General features: G+C 62.0%; 12 protein-coding genes. All 12 read right to left on the bottom strand.

The annotated features are described in order from the left end of the window. Entirely contained in the window at positions 1-726 is a 726-nt protein-coding gene (locus IEV82_RS12930) for a PP2C family protein-serine/threonine phosphatase (protein WP_188482454.1), read from the bottom strand. Continuing rightward, positions 723-1,406: a type VI secretion system-associated protein TagF gene (gene tagF, locus IEV82_RS12925; protein ID WP_188482453.1), complete on the bottom strand. Its 684-nt coding sequence runs from the start codon at positions 1,404-1,406 to the stop codon at positions 723-725. The genes IEV82_RS12930 and tagF overlap by 4 nt, the downstream gene beginning before the upstream one ends. Further along, on the bottom strand, positions 1,406-4,972 hold the full coding sequence (gene tssM, locus IEV82_RS12920) for a type VI secretion system membrane subunit TssM (protein WP_188482452.1): 3,567 nt from the start codon (positions 4,970-4,972) through the stop codon (positions 1,406-1,408). The genes tagF and tssM overlap by 1 nt, the downstream gene beginning before the upstream one ends. Further along, on the bottom strand, positions 4,969-6,405 hold the full coding sequence (gene tssL / locus IEV82_RS12915; RefSeq protein ID WP_188482451.1) for a type VI secretion system protein TssL, long form: 1,437 nt from the start codon (positions 6,403-6,405) through the stop codon (positions 4,969-4,971). Before tssL ends, tssM begins: the two co-directional genes overlap by 4 nt. Before the next feature lie 15 nt (positions 6,406-6,420). Further along, on the bottom strand, positions 6,421-7,761 hold the full coding sequence (tssK, locus tag IEV82_RS12910; protein WP_188482450.1) for a type VI secretion system baseplate subunit TssK: 1,341 nt from the start codon (positions 7,759-7,761) through the stop codon (positions 6,421-6,423). A 37-nt stretch (positions 7,762-7,798) separates the two neighbouring features. Next, positions 7,799-9,226: a type VI secretion system-associated FHA domain protein TagH gene (gene tagH / locus IEV82_RS12905; protein WP_188482580.1), complete on the bottom strand. Its 1,428-nt coding sequence runs from the start codon at positions 9,224-9,226 to the stop codon at positions 7,799-7,801. A gap of 9 nt (positions 9,227-9,235) precedes the next feature. Next, the gene (locus IEV82_RS12900) at positions 9,236-9,547 is read right to left on the bottom strand and encodes a PAAR domain-containing protein (protein ID WP_188482449.1); all 312 of its coding nucleotides are present in this window, start codon (positions 9,545-9,547) and stop codon (positions 9,236-9,238) included. Then, positions 9,548-10,147: a DUF6931 family protein gene (locus IEV82_RS12895; protein WP_188482448.1), complete on the bottom strand. Its 600-nt coding sequence runs from the start codon at positions 10,145-10,147 to the stop codon at positions 9,548-9,550. Between the two features lie 11 nt (positions 10,148-10,158). Beyond that, entirely contained in the window at positions 10,159-12,117 is a 1,959-nt protein-coding gene (locus IEV82_RS12890; RefSeq protein WP_188482447.1) for a type VI secretion system Vgr family protein, read from the bottom strand. A gap of 99 nt (positions 12,118-12,216) precedes the next feature. Next, the gene (gene tssH, locus IEV82_RS12885) at positions 12,217-14,928 is read right to left on the bottom strand and encodes a type VI secretion system ATPase TssH (protein WP_188482446.1); all 2,712 of its coding nucleotides are present in this window, start codon (positions 14,926-14,928) and stop codon (positions 12,217-12,219) included. A gap of 37 nt (positions 14,929-14,965) precedes the next feature. Further along, a complete protein-coding gene (tssG, locus tag IEV82_RS12880) occupies positions 14,966-16,009 on the bottom strand; it encodes a type VI secretion system baseplate subunit TssG (RefSeq protein WP_188482445.1) in 1,044 nt (347 codons plus the stop codon). Then, entirely contained in the window at positions 15,973-17,853 is a 1,881-nt protein-coding gene (gene tssF, locus IEV82_RS12875; protein ID WP_188482444.1) for a type VI secretion system baseplate subunit TssF, read from the bottom strand. Before tssF ends, tssG begins: the two co-directional genes overlap by 37 nt. Positions 17,854-17,857 lie beyond the last annotated feature (4 nt).

Raw genomic sequence — 17,857 nt, 5'->3', positions numbered from 1 at the left:
TCAGGTCACGTCGACGACGATCACGGTGATGTTGTCGGCCCCGCCCCCGTCCAGCGCGATCTGGATCAGGCGGTCGACCACCGTTTCCAGCGGCTCGGCGTTCATCACGTCTTCGATCATCTTGAATGTCGCGTATTTGGTCAGGCCGTCCGAGCAGACAAGGAACCGGTCGCCGGGTTCGGCAGTACCCCGCACCTTGTCGAGTTCAAGCGCGTCCCCGACCCCGACCGCGCGAGTGATCGCGTTCGATTGCGGGTGATGTTCGGCTTCGTCCCATGTCATCTGACCAGATTCCACCAGCGACGCCACAAGCGAATGATCTGCGGTCAACATCTGGATCGTGCCATCGCGAACCCGGTAGATGCGGCTGTCTCCGGCCCAGATGCCCACGAAATGCCCGTTCGCCAGCATCAGGCTTGCCACGGTCGCGCCAATCGTGGCCACGCCACGGGCGTCTGCTTCGGCACGGATGACGCTGTGCGCCTTCTGGATCGCATGGCGCAGCGCGTGCATGCGATCCGTCGCGGGCAGGTCCGGTGCGATGGTGGCGATCATGTCGGTGATCAGGCGACTGGCGAAATCCCCTGCCTCGTGCCCGCCCATGCCGTCGGACACGACCCAAATATTGTGTTCGGGCAAGGCGAGGACCGAGTCCTCGTTCACCTTGCGCTTGAGGCCCACATGGCTGCGGGCGTTGAAGCGGACCCGTGGCGTGACAACATTCATGTAATGCCCTCTCTCCAAAGATCCGCGTCCAGATCGAACAAGCCTTGCATGTTCGCCCCCTCCGGTAAACCGTCGCAGACCATCAGGCGGCAATCGCCCTCCATGAGCGTGCTCCAGATCGTCGGAGCCTGAAACGACCTTGCGAGCAGACCGGCTGAAACGCGGTGCAGCATGTCTTGCGGATCGGTGCCCGTACAGGCCAACCCCGTTCCCGGTACGATCCGGCAGGATGCTGTTTTCGTGATGACGGGCGGATCAAGCACCGACAGCTTTTCCCCGAGCGCATCCTTGCCGATGTCTTCATCGAGCACCGACAGTGCGATGGTTTCGAGCGAGTCGAACGTGTCCGCATCCGCAAAATGCACCTGGATAACCGGCGTTTCCTGGGTCACTGGCCCCATCAAAGTCAGGGGAAAGCGACGGCCGACACGGTCGACCGACGGCATGAGTACACCCATGATCGCGTTCGGTCCGGCAATTCCGGCAGACAGGCAGAACCGCCAGATCGGACCGGACATGTACAATTCGTCCCACCGCGCGCCGTAGAAATGCGCGCCTGACAGCAGGCAGCGCTGGAGCCATTCGTCCCAGACCGTCGCGAAGCCCGTGGGCGCGTTGATCCGAAAGAAATCCCCGACCGAGGGGATCTTTCCGAAGGCTCCGAACATCGCGGCGGTCATCAGAACGTTTTCGGGCAGCTGAATTTCGAAAGCGCCGGCAGCGCAAACGGATTCCGGACCGATCCGGCCTGCAGCTGGAAGATCGAAATGCGCCCACCGACGTTGAAGATCACGCGCTTGCGGTCCGACACGTTGGTGCGTCGCACCTCTGCCGCGTCCAGCAGCCGGAACCACGCCCAGGGGCCGTCCTTTTGCAGCACGCTTTCGGCATTCGCCGCAGCCGGCTCGAAGGTGATCCGCGCGAGACCAACCCCGCCCGGCCAATCCAGCGCCACTGGCGTCGGCGCGCCACCCCGATGGGCAAAAGGCACCTGCTTGCCGTGAATTTCGAGCGTCACCGCTTCGGCCTTGGGGTCAAGCGCCTGCGGCATCATCTGGAACTGGATGTTCGGTGCAGCACCGCCTGCCGCAAAGAACGCCTCGCGGATCTCGGCGGCGTGCTGCAATTGCTCCAGAACCGCCGGGCTGATCCCGAGATCGACATCGTTCACCTGTTTCCACGACCAGGGCCGCGTGCGGGTGTCGATATACTGGATCAGGTTTTCGTTGACGAAACTGTCGATCAAGCCGGCGGGGGCGAAAAGCTTCTGGAAATCGGCGATCGCCACATCCGCCTGCGCGCGGCGGTTGAACGGGTAGCGATCGGCAAGGGCCTGCTGACAGAAGGGCAGCACTGCCGATTGCCAGCGCGCGTTGATGCCGGTGCGGGTGTTGTCGGAGGTGATCCCGGACGATCCCGACGTGATCTGGGTCGCCCAGCGTTCCAGCGGGCCGTCCACACGGGCTGCCGCCTCCTGGAACCGCTGGATCGCCGCACCCCCTTCGTTGCTGGAGGACGAGCCGGAAAAGCTCATCTTGTTCAGTTCCTGATAGAGTTCGGTCAGAAGCCCGATCAATTCGTCAAGCTGTGACGGCAATCCCGGTTCCGGCGGTGTGGTCAACTGGTGCAACCAGTTGAAGCGGTCGACCACATAGGCACCGGGAGGCTGCGGTGCCGCTTCGCCGGAGGCCACCGCGGATTGGGACAGGGCCTCGAGCAGCAGTCGGGTGCGCGTGCTGGTCTGGCGCAGCACATCACGCTGGGCAATCCCGCCCACATCCGTGGCGAGGTCTTCGGCGCCACCGCCACCGCTGCGGTCCTCGGTGAGCCGTGTTTCGTCGGCAATCGCTTCGAGGAGGTTCACGATGGGTGAGGTCGGGCCAGACAGGACGTTGGTGACTTCGACCGCGTGGCTGAGCGATTCCAGTGGGATGATATCGACATCGCCAAGGATCGCGTCGTAGCGTGCGATGAAGTCGTTGTAATAGAGATCAAGCACATCCCGGCTCAGCGCGGCCAGCGCCTGTTCGGTCTGCTCGGCCTCTCCGCGCGGGCCAAGAACCCAGCTTTCACGCTGGATCCGCTCAGCCACGCTGAGCGCTTCGCCCAGAAAGACCGAGTTGAACCCGTCATGGGTAAAGATGCCTTCGACCCCGTCGGTCAACGGCTTGCCCGAGGACCGCACCAGCACCCGCGAGACCGCAGGGCCACCGGCATCGCTGACCCGCCATGTCGGCAGGGACACCGCCGCGGGGCTGTTGATGATCCCGTTGTACACGCGTTGTGCCAGCGGCATTTCCGACAGCAGCGTCTGCACCTGTTCGACCAGCGGACCGTTCAATTCGATCTGTTGCATCGGCTGATCCAGCAGCGCGTTCATATGGATCTCGAGATCCTGCCGGAACTCCTCGCGGGCAGGACCGGGATAGGACAGTTCCCAATCCAGCTGCATCCATTCCGCAACGAGGTCCGAGTTCATCGGTCCCTGCAAACCCAGCATCAGGTAGATCTTGAGCGCCTCGTAGAGCAGGTCGGGATTGTTCATGTTGCCGCTCATCTGTTCTTCGAGACGCAGCAGCAAGCGAGGGAGCAGCCGTTGGTTCAGAGCGCGCCGATAGGTTTGCGCCGCCTGCGAGCCGATCACCTCGCCCTGGTAAAGACCGTAGGTCAGGCGGCCGTCCGGTGCCGGGTCCGAGATCGTCGGATTGGCAGGCATGTCGCGCAGCACGTTGAGCGCTTCGACAATGGGCACAAGGTCTGTGTCGCCAATCGGGCTGCCCGGAAGCGTCGCGGCGGAGGCGGAATATTCGGTCACATGGGCATTGGCCTGCGCGATCAGTTCGCTGTTGCCCTGGAACGACCGGACCAGAAGCGCCCCTGCGCCTGCCGCGACCATGATGGTTGCCACGATAGCCGCCCATTTGGTGATCTTGTACCGCCGTTCGACCTTGTCATCGGCAGAGACCAGACCCGCTTCGCGAAAGATCACTCCCTCGAAAAGCCGCGTGAGGAAATAGGACCGGCCCGCGCCCTGCCCCGTTCCGATGGCCTGACGGCCAATGCCAAAGGTGCGGGCCATCGACAACATCAGACGGTCGATCGGCGTGCCTTCCTGCGTGCCGGAGGTGAAATACACACCGCGCAACATCTGGCGGTGCTGGTAGCGGTTTTCCTGAAACACTTCGGTCAGGAACGCCTTCGCGACGCTGCGCATGGAGGCCACCTGCGACGGGAACCCGGCGACAAGCGTGCGGCGCTGCGGGTCGCTTTCCGCCTGCATCCGTTCCAGCGACTGCATGTTGAGCCGTTCCAGCAGCGCCGCGAATTCCGTGTCGAAGCTGGCGACAGGCGATGCCTCTGCCTTGCCCTGTTCGAGCGGCAGAGTGAACCCCCAGACCTGTTCGCGGTCTTCCTTGCCGAGATTGTCGTGAAATTCGGTGAATCCGGCGATCAGATCGGCCTTGGTAAAGAGCACGTAGACCGGAAAGCGGACCCCGAGCTTTTCGCGCAACTCGGTCAGGCGCGCGCGCACGGCGGCGGCATGGCCCCTTTGGGTGATCTCGTCCTGCAGGGCCAGGTCACTGAGGCTGATGGCGATGATCGCGCCGTTGATGGGCTGACGTTTGCGGTACTTCTTGAGCAGGTCCAGAAAGCCGATCCAGCCCGCATTGTCGGCCTGCGCATCGCTTTCTTGCGTCGTATAGCGGCCCGCCGTGTCGATCAGCACAGCGTTGTTGGTGAACCACCAGTCACAGTTGCGCGTGCCGCCGACGCCACCGATGGCGGTCTTGCCCATCTCGTCGGCCAGCGGAAACTGCAGCCCCGAATTGACGATGGCTGTGGTCTTGCCCGCACCCGGCGGGCCGATCATGATGTACCACGGCAATTCGTTCAGATGCTTGCGCCCGTTCTTGGACTTGCGCAGTTCCGACATCGCCGTCTTGAGCTTGTCGCGCAGCTCCGAGATTTCACCGCCGACCAGATCGTCACCCGTGTCCACACTGGCGGCGATTTCCTCGGTCATGCGGGTTTCGCGTTTGCGGCGGCTCAGGAAAATGCCCAGACCGATGCCGCCGAAGATCAGCGCAAACAGCCCGACCATCAAGAGCCGCGTCATCACCGACCCGAACGGGCGGACCTGATCATTCCCGATCAGCGGCCCGAGATACCAGACCAGAAGCGACAGGACGAACGCCGCGAAGAACAGGCCGAAATAGATCGATGTAAAGAACCGCAAGACCTTCATGCCTCGTTCTCCCGTACCAGAACCACTTCGATACGGCGGTTCGTGGCCCTTCCTTCGGCGGTGCCATTATCTGCAATGGGTTCGGCATCGGCGCGGCCCTCGGCGCTCAGCCTTGAATCGTCGTCAATCGCGTCAGCCATCTTGTTCATCACCGATTTCGCCCGTGCGAGGGACAGGTGCATGTTGGAGGGAAACCGCGACGACCGGATCGGCACGTTGTCGGAATGGCCTACCACGATCACCTTGCCCGGCTCGTCGTTCAGCGCCTGCGCGACGCGGTCGATGGAACCACGGAACTTGTCGACCAACGCGTCGGACCCGGACCCGAACATGCCCGACCCGGCAATGCGGATCACCAGCGTGTTGCCCTTGCCGAACACGTTGACCAGACCTTCGTCGATTTCGGGTTTCAGGAAGGTTGCAAATTTTTCAAGCTGAACAGCTTGCGCGTCGACCGGGGGCGGAGGGGGCGGTGGCGGCGCGCGGCGTTCAAGCTCGGCCACTGGACCCGCTTCGATGATCGACAACTGCCCTATCAGGTTTTCCGTCCGGTTCGACAGCACATAGCTGAGACTGGCGAATTCGCTGATCAGCAACAGTCCGGTGACGCCCAGCGCGATCCAGACCGGTTTCCACGCCGACAGGGCGCGGTAGGGTTTTTCCACACCCTTCCAGTTGGGTGACAGGTCCCGCTCCATCGCGCCGCGTTGCGCGCGGATGACCGACGCCAGCCCGGCGCGGATGCGTGTGTGCTTGTCCGGCCCGCCCTGTTCGACACGCAGCCGCCCCTCAAAGCCGAGCGACATGCACATGTACATGAATTCCAGCAGGTCGATATTGTTGGCGGGTTCCTTTTCCAGCCGCGCCAGCAGATCGTAGAAGCGGTCGCCACCGACGGTTTCGCGGTGGAACGTGCCCACCATGGATTGCAGGCCCCAGTTGGACTGCCCGCCCCACGGCGTGTTCAGAACCACGTCATCGAGCGTCGCACACAGCGAATAGCGTGCGGCCTTGACCGTTTGCGCAGCAATCCCCGCCTGAAGCGCGCGGTTCTCGAACGCCCGCACCTCGGAGACCACGGATTGGCGCAGCTTGTCGGCATCCATGTGCTGCGCGCGGTTGCGGATGCGGCTGATCAGGGAAAACAGCGGGGCCGCGCAGGCATTCAGCCGGTTCATGCCGGTCAGAACCGGCTCGACCTCCTGCTGCTGCGCGCGCTGTGCAGTGGCATCTTGCAGGCTTGCGGCGGCGGGAATGCCGAACGTGTCCAGCGGCGCGGCGGGCGGATCGGGCGGCGCGTATTGCGGCGCTGCGGGTTGCGCCTGTGTCGGTTGCGGTGGCACCTGCGCGGCCGTGCGCCGGCCTCCCGGATTGGGCTTGATGACGGTTCTGTCCGTGTCATCCGGTTCGGCAAACGGGTCTTCGTCAGACATCGCAGCAGCCTCTCGTTAACTATTTCGGATCGCCCACAGCTCCATATCAAGTCCGGGGTACTGACCTGACACATGCACGGCGATGCCGCCGGATGTCGTCATCTTGCCCCAATACGGACTGTCGGCGTCGAGTTCAAAATACACTTTTCCTGCCTGATATGGCACCTGGCGCGGGGCCACTGGCAGGGGTCTCAATGTGATGCCCGGCAGGGCGGAGTTGACCAATTGCCGAATTTCTTCGACCGGTCCGATCTTGGACTGGCCCGCGAAATGACGGCGGATGTCCTCGGCCGGAACCTCGGCCTTGACCGCAAGGACAAAGCCCGCAGTGGACAGCAGCTTGCGATCGGCGATGAGACCGACGCTGATGCCGTATTTGCGTTCTTCCAGCGCGATCAGCACCGCCGATTGTTCCAGAACGGCGCTCAGGTATTGGCGCAGGATGCGGAACACCGGGAGGAAGGTCGCCGGTTGGTTGTCGTGCTTGTACGGCGGAAGCTTGGGCGCTTCCTTGTTTTCCGCCATGAAGGAGGCCAGTTCGCCCGCCAGCGTGATGCAGGCGCGGTACACGGTCTCGGGGTGGACGTTTTCGATATGGGTGAAATGCCGGAAAAGCGGCAACGCCTTGTTCACCGTCATCAGGAGAAGGAAATCTGAAATATCCGCCGTGCCGCGTGCGGGCCCGCTTTCCGACAGACGCCCGGCAAGGGCGGTCATGCGATGTGACAGCAGCCCTTCAAGCTCGCTCACGAAGCCCGCAAGCGTCGGGGCAGCGCGGATATCGACGCAACTGGGAATGAAAGCACGGTCGAGCAGGATTTCCTTGTCGGGGCGCACTTCGATGATGCGGGCAATCGGGATCACCAGCATGTCGGCGAGGTCATCCACCTCGAGCGCGAATTGCAGGCGCAGCTTGCCGACGCCGATGGTCACCCCTTTGCCGACTGCGCCGGTCACATCGGTTATCTCGATCTCGGCGGGTTTCAGACGGCTGGCCGAATTGCCGCTTTCGGTCAGATCGACCTCGGTGGCACCCTGACGCCGCTGCGGGATGGTCAGAACGACAACGCAATCCTTGATGTTGTCCGGCACCTCGAGCGAGGGCGGGTGGTTTTCGGCCTGCGGCACACGGAAGACGGTGCCATCCTGCGTCAGCCCGGCACAGGATTTCACGGCGAATTTCCCGATCTTGAGCGCTTCGTCGTCGATCTCGAGCTCGCTGAAGCCCCAGGCATAGGGCGTCACACGGCGCGCCAGCCCTGCAACCAGCGCTTCGGTGTAACGGTCTGCTTGCTGGAAATGGTGCGGCTGCAGAAACAGCCCCTCCGTCCACAGCACCTTGTTGTCCCAGGACACGTTAATTCACTCCCGTCACCTTGGCGCGCGAACGCGCTTATTTTAACTTTTCGAGCTGTTCCTTGTAGGCGCGCGCGAATTCGCGGCTGAACAGTTCGTGAAAATCATTTTCGGCCTGATCGGAAATCTGGGCGTACATCTTTTCGTATACTTCCCAATACCGGGCCTTCTTACCTTTAAACATACTTCCAATCGCGGTGGATGTCTCAATCTGTCCTGCAAGCACTTCGGGATCAAGCTTGGCAAGCACACCCTTGATCGCGGCTTCCATTCCGGTGACCATCGCGATCTCGTGCGCCTTGATGTCACCCAACGCCTGTTCGGTCGCGGTTTCGGAACTCAGGTATCCCTTGGCCTTGGGTTTGACCAAGGCCATGACCGCGTCATCCTCGCTGAGCGAGAACTTGAGCGGGTTGTTTCCGCCAGAGGCGATCATGGTCTGGTCAATGCGGAATTCGGACTTGATCGAGGTCCGGGTCATCAGGATTTCCCGCAGCCCGACGATCATCATGCGCATCACGCGGCCCATGCGCGTCATGCTGCGTTCCAGATCGGCATCGTCGATCACCAGATCCTCGACATCCAGCGCCGCGACAAAGGCGCGGGCGGCGGATTGATCTCCACCTGAACCGGCGGGAGGTGCTTGCGGCACCGGGTCCGAAGGGGGTGTCGGCGCGGGTTCCTGCGTCAGGGGTTCTTCGGGGATGAGCGGCGCGACAGGCTCGGGCGCGGGGGGCGGTGTTTCTTCCTTGGCCGGGATCTCGTCATCGGTCGGGGCAAGGAAATCGTCCCAGTCATCCGGGATCAGGCCGGGGCTGCTTTTGCCGGAGGGGGCGAAACTGTCCGACACCGAGGGGTTGTGCATCGGCAGCGATGCGCCTTCACCTTCACGGCCATCCATGGGTTTCTGGAAGAACGGGTCTTCTTCCTCGCCGAGCGGCGGCAGAAGATCGTCGATCGGGTCGGAGGCCCCGAGGTTCTTTGGCCCGGTTGGTCCGCCTTCTGCGCCCAGCAGATCGTCAAGGAAATCACCGCCCTGCCCGGGATCATCGAGCATCGCCAAAGGATCAGGGGCATTGTCGGCATTGCCGTGGGACAGTCCGGTCTGTTCCTGCTTGCGCGGCATCAGGTCATCCAGATCAGCCAGTTCCTGCCCGATCTCGACCACCAATTCATACCCCCCCGCCGAAAGAACATCCCCATTGTTGAGCGTCGTCGGTGCGCGGCCCAACGGTGCCTTGGAATAATTGAGGAAGGTCCCGTTGGTCGAGAAGTCGACAATCACGATCTTGCCGTTGTGATCTTCGATGACAAAATGGCTTTTCGACAACATGCGGTCCGGATCGGGCAGCACGAGGTCATTGCCCGGACCACGCCCCACGGTCAGGCTGCCACCCTTCATCTGCACCGGACGCCCATCGCCCGGCACCATACCGGAGGATTGAAATTTCAGTGTCACCGTCATCACTGGCGGTCAGCCTCCTACAAGCACGGTAAATTCACCCTTCATGATCACGCCGCCACAAGCAACGCTATCCCCGATCCGGGCTGCGGGCATCTTGCCGATCAGCACGGTGGTCGATCCCTTGATGATCGGATGCGGAAAGGCGGGGTTGGTCATGTCCAGTATCCGAGCCGCCGGAAACTTGCCGACAATAACAGTGACGCAGCACGGCGGAATAATCGGGATACCCGGAACCGGTATCGGGACGGGCGGCGCCGGGGGCGGGCCGGGTGTAAAGCACGCATGAAAATCAAGCAATCTGGCCTGCGGAGGTCCTGGCATCTAGGTGCCCCCTTCCTGTTCCTTGCGCTTCCCGTTGCCACCTCGTCCGATATCGACAGCGCGGTCAATAAGCTCTTGAATATATGCGTCGAAATCGTCCGTTCGCGTCGAAATCGCTTCCACATTCATGGCAAAGGCAGCAATTGACGACCCGCCCGGCGGTGCGGGGAGCTGCGCCATGTCGCCAGTGCCCAGAGTGCCATCGCAATACATGACCGCCATCGCGCAATGGACGGTTACATCGTCTTTGTCGGCATGTTCCATACTGGCAATGGCGCTGTCACGTGCTTCGTCACTAGGGCGGAACACCCATGCTTCGGCAGTCTTCAAGGAAGGGGTTTCGTTCTCCACTCCCAATCCAACGATATCGCGGGCAGCAAGGCACGCCCACCAGACCCGTTCGCGCGGCGGCAAGGCGATGGACAGAAGGCGCAGCAGGTCAACATTGGCCCCTTTGGCATCGAGTTCGATCAGCACAGCTTCGACCGACGCGCTTGCCGGTGCGTCCAATTGGGTTTCCAGCTTCACGTTTCCTTGCGCCAAAAGCTTGGCTGCCGGATCGGTGGGGATTTTGGTCAGCTTGCTGAAACGGCCTGCCATGATGTGTCCCCCTAGTTGATCATCACGACGCCACCCTTGAGCGTCAGCATCATGTCACCACTCACTGTGGTCATCGGGCTTTTCACATCGGCCTTCATGTCGGCCTGAACGGTGATTGTCGGGCTCTTTATCTCGATCGACTGCGGGTCCATCTTGATCGTGGACCCACCGCACTTCAATTCGATGGATTTCATCGCCGTGACGGTGATCTTGCCCATATCGACGTCGATGCTCAGGTCGCCCTGTTCGACCACGGTGCTGTGGTCACCGGTATTGACCGTTTCGGACAGATCCTTGTGCACTGTCGTGCTCAGGCTGCCGGGGCTTTTCTTGTCCAGCCCCACGGTGATCGTGGCGTCGTTGTGGACGATCTGTTCGTAATCCTTTTCCGACTGGAACCGCACAAGCTCTTCGCCCTTCTTGTCCTCGAACATCAGCTCGTTGAACCCGCCGCCGCCCTTGGTGCTGTTGGTCTTGACGCCCGACTGTGTCTTGTTCTCTGGCAAGGTATAAGGCGGCATCGTCTTGTCGTTGTAGAGCATGCCGATGCAGACGGGCCTGTCGGGATCGCCCTCCTCGAAGCTGATGACAACCTCCTGCCCGATCCGGGGAATAGCGATCACCCCCCAGTTCTTGCCGGTCCACGGCATCATGGTGCGGACCCAGCAGGTGGTATTGTCATCCTCCTTGCCGTCGCGATCCCAGTGAAACTGCACCTTGATCCGACCATATTCATCGGTGTGAATTTCCTCTTTCTTCGGACCGGTCACGATGGCGGTGTGGATACCGCCGACCGTGGGCCATGGTGTCCGGAACGGCGCACGGTATTGCGTGTTCGCCGCGTCCATCGCCACGAACCGGACAAGGTGCGGTTCCTTGGTGTCGGGCGACACACCGGTCGCTTCGGCGAGTTTGGCGGCACCATCGAAAAAATCCTCGTGGAACGCCTCGAGTTGCACGATCTCATGCGCGCATTCGAGCAGCAGCACCTCTTTCGGCTCCCCCTTGGTGCGCGGCAGGTCCTCGATCTTGAACAGGCAGCCCACCGCCATGTTGATGGCGTCCGAGACCCCCGACACGGTGTGCTGTGCCACCGCCTCGGCCTCCATGCGGACGCGCGCGCGATGTTCTCCCAATCCGGCCTCGCGGAAATGTCCGGGATAATCGTACCGCTCGTGCGCGTCCTCGAGGTAATGTTTCTTTCGCGTCGTCCGGTTTTCCGAGGTCAGCGTCGCCGTCGAATTCGTGAAGTTGTAATCCTCGAGCACCACCTTGGCGCTGCGCACCTTCTCCTGACCGCTCCAGGAAAAGACAAACGGCTCGGAAGTCTCGTTCGTGGAGCGCATGGAGTAGTCGCGGTATTTGAGCGTGGACGGAGCCGCAATATCGACATGCTTGCCCATGTCGTCGATCAGAACCATCTCTTCGGTGTCCGGCGTATGGTTGAAATAGTAGTAGATGCCCTCTTCCTGCATCAGCCGATCAATGAAATCGAGGTCGGTTTCCCGGTACTGGACGCAATACTCGCGGGTCTCATAGGTGTGCGACAGCTTGAGCTTGAGATTGCCGGAAAAGCCGTACTCCTGAAGGACCGACTGGATGATCTCGACCACTTTCATATTCTGGTAAATCCGCAGGTCCGTGCGCCGGGTCAGGAACCAGAGCCACGGGCGCACCTCGGCCTTGAAGTGGCCGCCCACATCCAGAAGTGCCACAAATTCGGCTGACACGCAGGTTCCGCGGAACCAGCGCTTGCTGGAACCATCCTCGCTGACCGCAAGCAGATGCATGCTCTTGCCGACGATATCCTCCAGCGGCAAATCTTCGTTCTCGCTGTAGAAATGCACCTCGATCGTCGGGATCCGGCTGATCCGTTCGGTCACCTTTGCGGAAATCGGCAGCAGCTTCTTGACCTCGGGCGTCCCTTCGAGACGCAAGGGAAAGTTCGAAGGATCGGGCTTCTTGAACATCTCGGTCGCTCCTTCCGTTCCGTCAAAGCCTAACGCACAAAGCCGGGGCTGGCCAATGGTCTGTCAGAAAGCCCCGGTACTGTGCCACGTGCATCGGCATCAATCGAACGCATAGGTGAACTCACCATCCTTGACGTCGATGGCCACCTTGCTGACGGTCTTGCCTTCCATCATGCGGCGCAGGAATTCGCCAGAAATGTCGGGCAACATCGTGTTCGTGACAATCGCGTCGATCATCCGGCCCCCGGATTCAAGCTCCTGGCAGCGGGACACGATCGTATCGACGACGGCATCGGTGTAGTCGAACGGCACGCCATGCGCCTCGGTCACGCGCTTCTTGATGCGGTTGAGCTGAAGACGGGTGATCTTGCCGATCATGTCAGGGTTCAGCGGATAATAGGGGATCGTCACAAGACGCCCCAAGAGTGCCGCCGGGAAGATCTTGAGCAGCGGATCGCGCAGCGCCTTGGCGATGCCTTCGGGTTCGGGCATCAGGTCGGGATCGGAACACATGTCCATGATCAAGTCCGATCCGGCATTCGAGGTCAGAAGGATCAGCGTGTTCTTGAAATCGATCACCCTGCCCTCGCCGTCTTCCATGACGCCTTTGTCAAAGACCTGGAAAAACACCTCGTGCACATCTGGATGCGCCTTTTCGACCTCGTCCAGAAGGACCACGGAATAGGGCTTGCGCCGCACCGCCTCGGTCAAGACGCCCCCCTCGCCATAACCGACATAGCCCGGAGGCGCGCCTTTCAGGCTGCTGACAGTATGCGATTCCTGGTATTCGGACATGTTGATCGTGATGACATTCTGTTCCCCGCCATAGAGCACCTCGGCCAGTGCCAGCGCGGTTTCGGTCTTGCCGACACCGCTGGTGCCCGCGAGCAGGAAAACCCCGATCGGCTTGTTCGGGTTGTCGAGGGCCGCGCGACTGGTCTGGATGCGCTTGGCGATCATCTCCATCGCGTGATCCTGGCCGATGACACGCTTGGCCAGATGATCCTTGAGGTTCAGCACGGTTTCCAGCTCGTCACTGACCATGCGGCCCACGGGAATGCCGGTCCAGTCACCGACGACGCTGGCCACGGCCTGTGCATCGACAATGGGCAGGATCAACGGGTTTTCGCCCTGCAGGTCGGTCAGTTCCTTGTTCTTGGCCCGCAGCTGCGTCAGCAGTTCGGCCCGTTCCTCGGCGGTCATCGGGCTTTTCTTGGCCGCTTCCTCGCCTGCCGCATCGGGTGTGTCGACGGGTGCACCGCCTTCGCGCAGCTTGGCGCGCAGAGCGAGGATCGTGGTCACGACTGTCTTTTCGGCATCCCAGCGCTTGTCAAGTTCGGCCAGTCGCGCTTCTTCCTCTTCCTTGAGCGCCTGAATGGTCTCGCGGCGGGCGCCGATGTCCATGCCTGCGGTCTCGTCGCGGCCGATGATTTCCAGTTCGGTCGTCAGCGCGTCGATCCGCTTGCGGCTGTCATCCACCTCGGCGGGCACCGCGTGCTGGCTGACGGCAACGCGGGCACAGGCCGTGTCCAGAACGCTGACCGACTTGTCGGGCAATTGCCGCGCCGGGATATAGCGCGCGGACAGCGACACCGCCGCTTCGATGCCTTCGTCGAGCACCTGCACCTTGTGGTGGTTTTCCAGCATCGACGCGATGCCGCGCATCATCATGATCGCCTTGGGGATGCTCGGTTCCTCGACCTGCACCACCTGGAAGCGCCGGGTGAGCGCCGGGTCCTTCTCGATATGTTTCTTGTATTCCGCCCAGGTCGTGGCCCCGATGGTGCGCAAAGTGCCACGCGCCAAGGCGGGCTTGAGCAGGTTGGCCGCATCCCCGGTCCCGGCAGCGCCCCCTGCCCCGACAAGCGTATGTGTTTCATCGACGAACATGATGATCGGCACGGTCGAGGCCTGAACCTCGTCGATCACCTGCCGCAGACGGTTTTCGAACTCGCCTTTCATCGACGCACCCGCCTGCAACAGCCCCACGTCGAGCGCCAGCAACCGCGCCTCGCGCAGCGCGGGCGGCACGTCGCCGCGCGCGATCCGCAGGGCAAAGCCTTCGACCACGGCGGTCTTGCCGACCCCGGCCTCGCCGGTCAGGATCGGGTTGTTCTGGCGCCGGCGCATCAGCACATCGACGATCTGGCGGATTTCCTCGTCCCGGCCCACGATGGGGTCGATCTCGCCGTTGCGGGCCTGTTCGGTCAGGTCGGTGCAGAACTGTTTCAGCGCCTCCTGCTTGCCCATGGCACCCGGCGCCATCGCGCCCGAGGCTTCGCCCGGCACGGCACCGCCGCCGGTTTGCGATCCGTCTTGCGGGCGCAGGCTGTCCTCGACCGAGCCATCCGTGACCTTGTGGAAACTGTCCGACAGGTCATCGGCGCCGATCTTGGCAAACTCCTTGGAAATGTTCATCAGGATCGACCGCAATTCCGGCGTCTTGAGCATCCCGAGGATCAGGTGACCCGTGCGCACCTGATTGGAATTGTAGAGCAGCGATCCATAGACCCACGCCCGCTCCATAGAGTCCTGAAGGTGAGAACTGAGGTCCGAGATCGAGCTTGCCCCGCGCGGCAAGGCATCCAGCGCGCGCGTCATGTCCGCCGACAGCTTGGCCGGGTCGAGATCGTAGTGCTGGATGATCTTCTGCACGTCGGAATTGTCGACCTGAACAAGCTGGGCCAGCCAATGGATGATCTCGACATACGGGTTGCCCCGCATCTTGCAGAACACCGTTGCGCCTTCGACGGCCTGATATCCGACTTTGTTGAGCTTGCCGAACAGGGCAACGCGGCTGATCTCGGTCATAATTCACTCTCCTTCGCATATCGCGAAATGGTTTCTTCTAAGCCGCCAGGGCGTCTTTCAATGGAACGTCTGTCAAAGGTGTCATGTATAAATCTGCAACGTCGTCCGGGTGGTCTTCGGATCCGATCCAGCTGGTCAGACCCAGTTGCGTGCCCGCGCCCAACTGCGCTTGCGGCACATCCTGTCCACGCAGGACAAGGTTCACATCCCAGTCCAGCTGATCGCCCACGTAATTGCGCACAATCGCGCGGAACCGCGCCAGCGCGGGCGTGCCGGGAAGGAACCGTTTGTATTCCTCGAGGCTCAGTGGTCCGACCCGCAGGCGGAACTTGGACGAATGTGACCAGACCCGTTCACCGATGCAGGTGGTATGGCCCAGCCCGCCCTGCCCCCCCAATTGCCAGCGGTCATCCGGTTCCAGCACCAGCCATTCCCCGATGAATTCTTCGAGGCTCACCGGCGCGTCGAAAAACCCCTTGAGGATCGACACCAGCCCTTCGGCATTCTTGGGCGCGGCAGACAAGAGACCGGCGAAATGGCGTTTGGCAAGGTCGGGCATGGCGTCACGGTCGCGCATGTGCTCGCCCATATACCCGCCCAGCGCCGCGATCTTGTTTTCCGTTTCGGTATTGGCGCCGCGGTCGAAGGCCGGTGCAGGCTGGCCCCGGACCCATGCGCGGTACAGCAGTTCCATCAACCGGTGCATCAGCATGTCAGTGAAGGCGACAAGCGTGCCGTCCTTGTGGTTCGACTTGCGACCCCGTGCGTATTCGGTCAGGTGCAGCGGCAAGGGGCCATGCGCGCCGTAGAGCCCGAAAAACAGGTTCCTGAGCTTGGCGGGCGCGGTCGCTGTCTGCGGATCGAACGCATGGATGGTGGTTTTCGGAAAGGCCAGCTGGGGCTCCTGCCCAAAGCGCACCTTCTCCTGCCGGGGCCGACGGGCCGTGCCAAGACGGGGCTGTTCGTCGAAATGCGCCTCGAGGACACGCATCGCGAAGAAGATGTGGTGGGACTTGGGATCGCGGACCAGCTGCTCGTAGTGAGTCAGATCACGCGGTTTGTCCCCATCCTTGGTGACCATCGCGCGATCTCTCCTCTTTGCTGGGTTTTCAGGACCGTTTCCGTGAAACTGTTGATCGTCGAATACTTGCGGAAGAACCGTTCGAGCACCGATCCCATCGTGTAGATCGAACTGCCTTCGAACAGGCTCTCGTCGAGCAGCATGGTGATCTCGAGCCCGCGCACCGCGGTGGACAGGACGCCGTCACTGATGCGCCGCACGATGGGGCGGGTGGTGACCGAAATGATGCCCTCAAGCTGACGTTCCATCGCGCTGTCACCAACCGGCGTATAGAGCCCCACAAGCTCGCGCAGCGCCGCCGCACCGCCACCCGGCGCATCGGTTTCATCCGAGATCGACAGGTAGTTCAGGCTCAGGTGGCTGACAGCACGCCATGCCGCGTCGCCCTGCGCGATGCAGGGACGCGGCTTGGTCGGCCCGATCAGGGTGCGAATGGTGGCGACCGGCCCGCCATCGGGAAGATGGAACACATTGTCCACACCGGTGGGCAGGAGCATCGGCAGATCTCGGTTGCTCACCATGGCTTGCACCGCCAATTGCCCCATGTCGCCGGGATACGGCGCCTGGTTTGCATCGACGACCGACAGGTAGCTTTCGGACCCCAGGTAGTTGGTGCGCACCCCGCGCAAGGCTTCGCTTTCGCTGCGCTGACGCAGGTGCCGCGTGTGGGTGTAATACGCCGACCCACCGCCGCCTGCCGCGGTGAATTCGTCGGATGAATAGAACGCCTTGAGGGGTATGTCGTCCTTGCCCTCCTTGCGGATGCCCACGACACTGGTGATCGCGTAGACCTCGAAATCCTTGGGCGCCGTGCGGTCTGGCACGACGTGGTGTTCGGTCTCGCGACGAGAAACAGGCACCCGGTCGCAGCGTTTGGGAAAGAGGTTGATCGCGGGCACGCAATGCAGCTTGAACGCTTCGGGTGTCACGTTCGGCGCGATCTCGGCCTTGTTGTCACGCAGGAGCAGGTAGAGATCCATGCTGTCCGCGGTCGTGCGCTCCAAAGCAGGGGCCAGACCCGACACCTCGACAAAAAGATTGCGTTCCGGCATCGCGAAATATTCCTGCAACAGGCGGTAGCCGTCAAAGGATGGGCGCGGCGTCGGCAAAAGCGCCTCTGCCGGATCAAGCCCGCGCGGCTGCACGGGCGGATCGAGCGCGACCACCCAATCGTCCCGCCGGTCGACCGACCGCGCCACCGCCATCGCAGGCTTGGCGCAGAGCATTTCGAACAATGTCCAGCTTGTGCTGACCTGCCCGCCCAGAAAGAAAGTCAGATGATCCAGCGGCAGTTCCGCAATCGGCAGGCCACCGTGCCGGGTCAATCGCAACCGGACAGCCGCCCGCGCCTTGGGGTCCCTGGCCACGCCCGCCGCGACCAGCGCGCCCCTGCCGTCGATATATTCCGCCTCGGACACCGTGACCGGCCAGAGGTCCAGGTCGCTGGCGGTGCGGAACTGGCAGGCTTTCTGCGCGCCCGGCACCGGCTTTGACCGCAGCACGGTCAACCGGGGCAAGGTATATCCCGCTGCCAGATCGGCGTTTTCCATATCCGGCGTCAGTTCGGCAACCATCATCGACGGGGTGGGCGCAAGGAAATGCGGGAACACCACGTCCAGCAGGTGATTGGTGAAATTCGGGTATTGCAGTTCAAGTTCAAGCTGCACCCGCGCCGTGAGGAACGCCGTCCCTTCCAGCAGACGCTCGACATACGGATCAAGGATCTCCAGCCCGTCCATGCCGAGGCGTGACGCGATCTTGGGATAGCTCTGGGCAAATTCGGCACCCATCTCGCGCAGGAAGGCAAGTTCGGTTTCGTAATGTCTGAGCAGCCTCGTATCCACAGCC

Source organism: Marivita lacus, from assembly GCF_014637725.1.
In the GTDB taxonomy this organism is placed as follows: domain Bacteria; phylum Pseudomonadota; class Alphaproteobacteria; order Rhodobacterales; family Rhodobacteraceae; genus Marivita; species Marivita lacus.
Note: the sequence above shows the minus strand (reverse complement) of the source record. Positions and strands in the feature narration are given on the sequence as shown.

Bases quoted from the DNA above. Each gene is read 5' to 3' on its own strand.
- IEV82_RS12930 (WP_188482454.1), bottom strand. From the start codon at position 726: ATGAATGTTGTCACGCCACGGGTCCGCTTCAACGCCCGCAGCCATGTG.
- tagF (WP_188482453.1), bottom strand. From the start codon at position 1,406: ATGACCGCCGCGATGTTCGGAGCCTTCGGAAAGATCCCCTCGGTCGGG.
- tssM (WP_188482452.1), bottom strand. From the start codon at position 4,972: ATGAAGGTCTTGCGGTTCTTTACATCGATCTATTTCGGCCTGTTCTTC.
- tssL (WP_188482451.1), bottom strand. From the start codon at position 6,405: ATGTCTGACGAAGACCCGTTTGCCGAACCGGATGACACGGACAGAACC.
- tagH (WP_188482580.1), bottom strand. From the start codon at position 9,226: ATGACGGTGACACTGAAATTTCAATCCTCCGGTATGGTGCCGGGCGAT.
- IEV82_RS12900 (WP_188482449.1), bottom strand. From the start codon at position 9,547: ATGCCAGGACCTCCGCAGGCCAGATTGCTTGATTTTCATGCGTGCTTT.
- IEV82_RS12895 (WP_188482448.1), bottom strand. From the start codon at position 10,147: ATGGCAGGCCGTTTCAGCAAGCTGACCAAAATCCCCACCGATCCGGCA.
- IEV82_RS12890 (WP_188482447.1), bottom strand. From the start codon at position 12,117: ATGTTCAAGAAGCCCGATCCTTCGAACTTTCCCTTGCGTCTCGAAGGG.
- tssH (WP_188482446.1), bottom strand. From the start codon at position 14,928: ATGACCGAGATCAGCCGCGTTGCCCTGTTCGGCAAGCTCAACAAAGTC.
- tssG (WP_188482445.1), bottom strand. From the start codon at position 16,009: ATGGTCACCAAGGATGGGGACAAACCGCGTGATCTGACTCACTACGAG.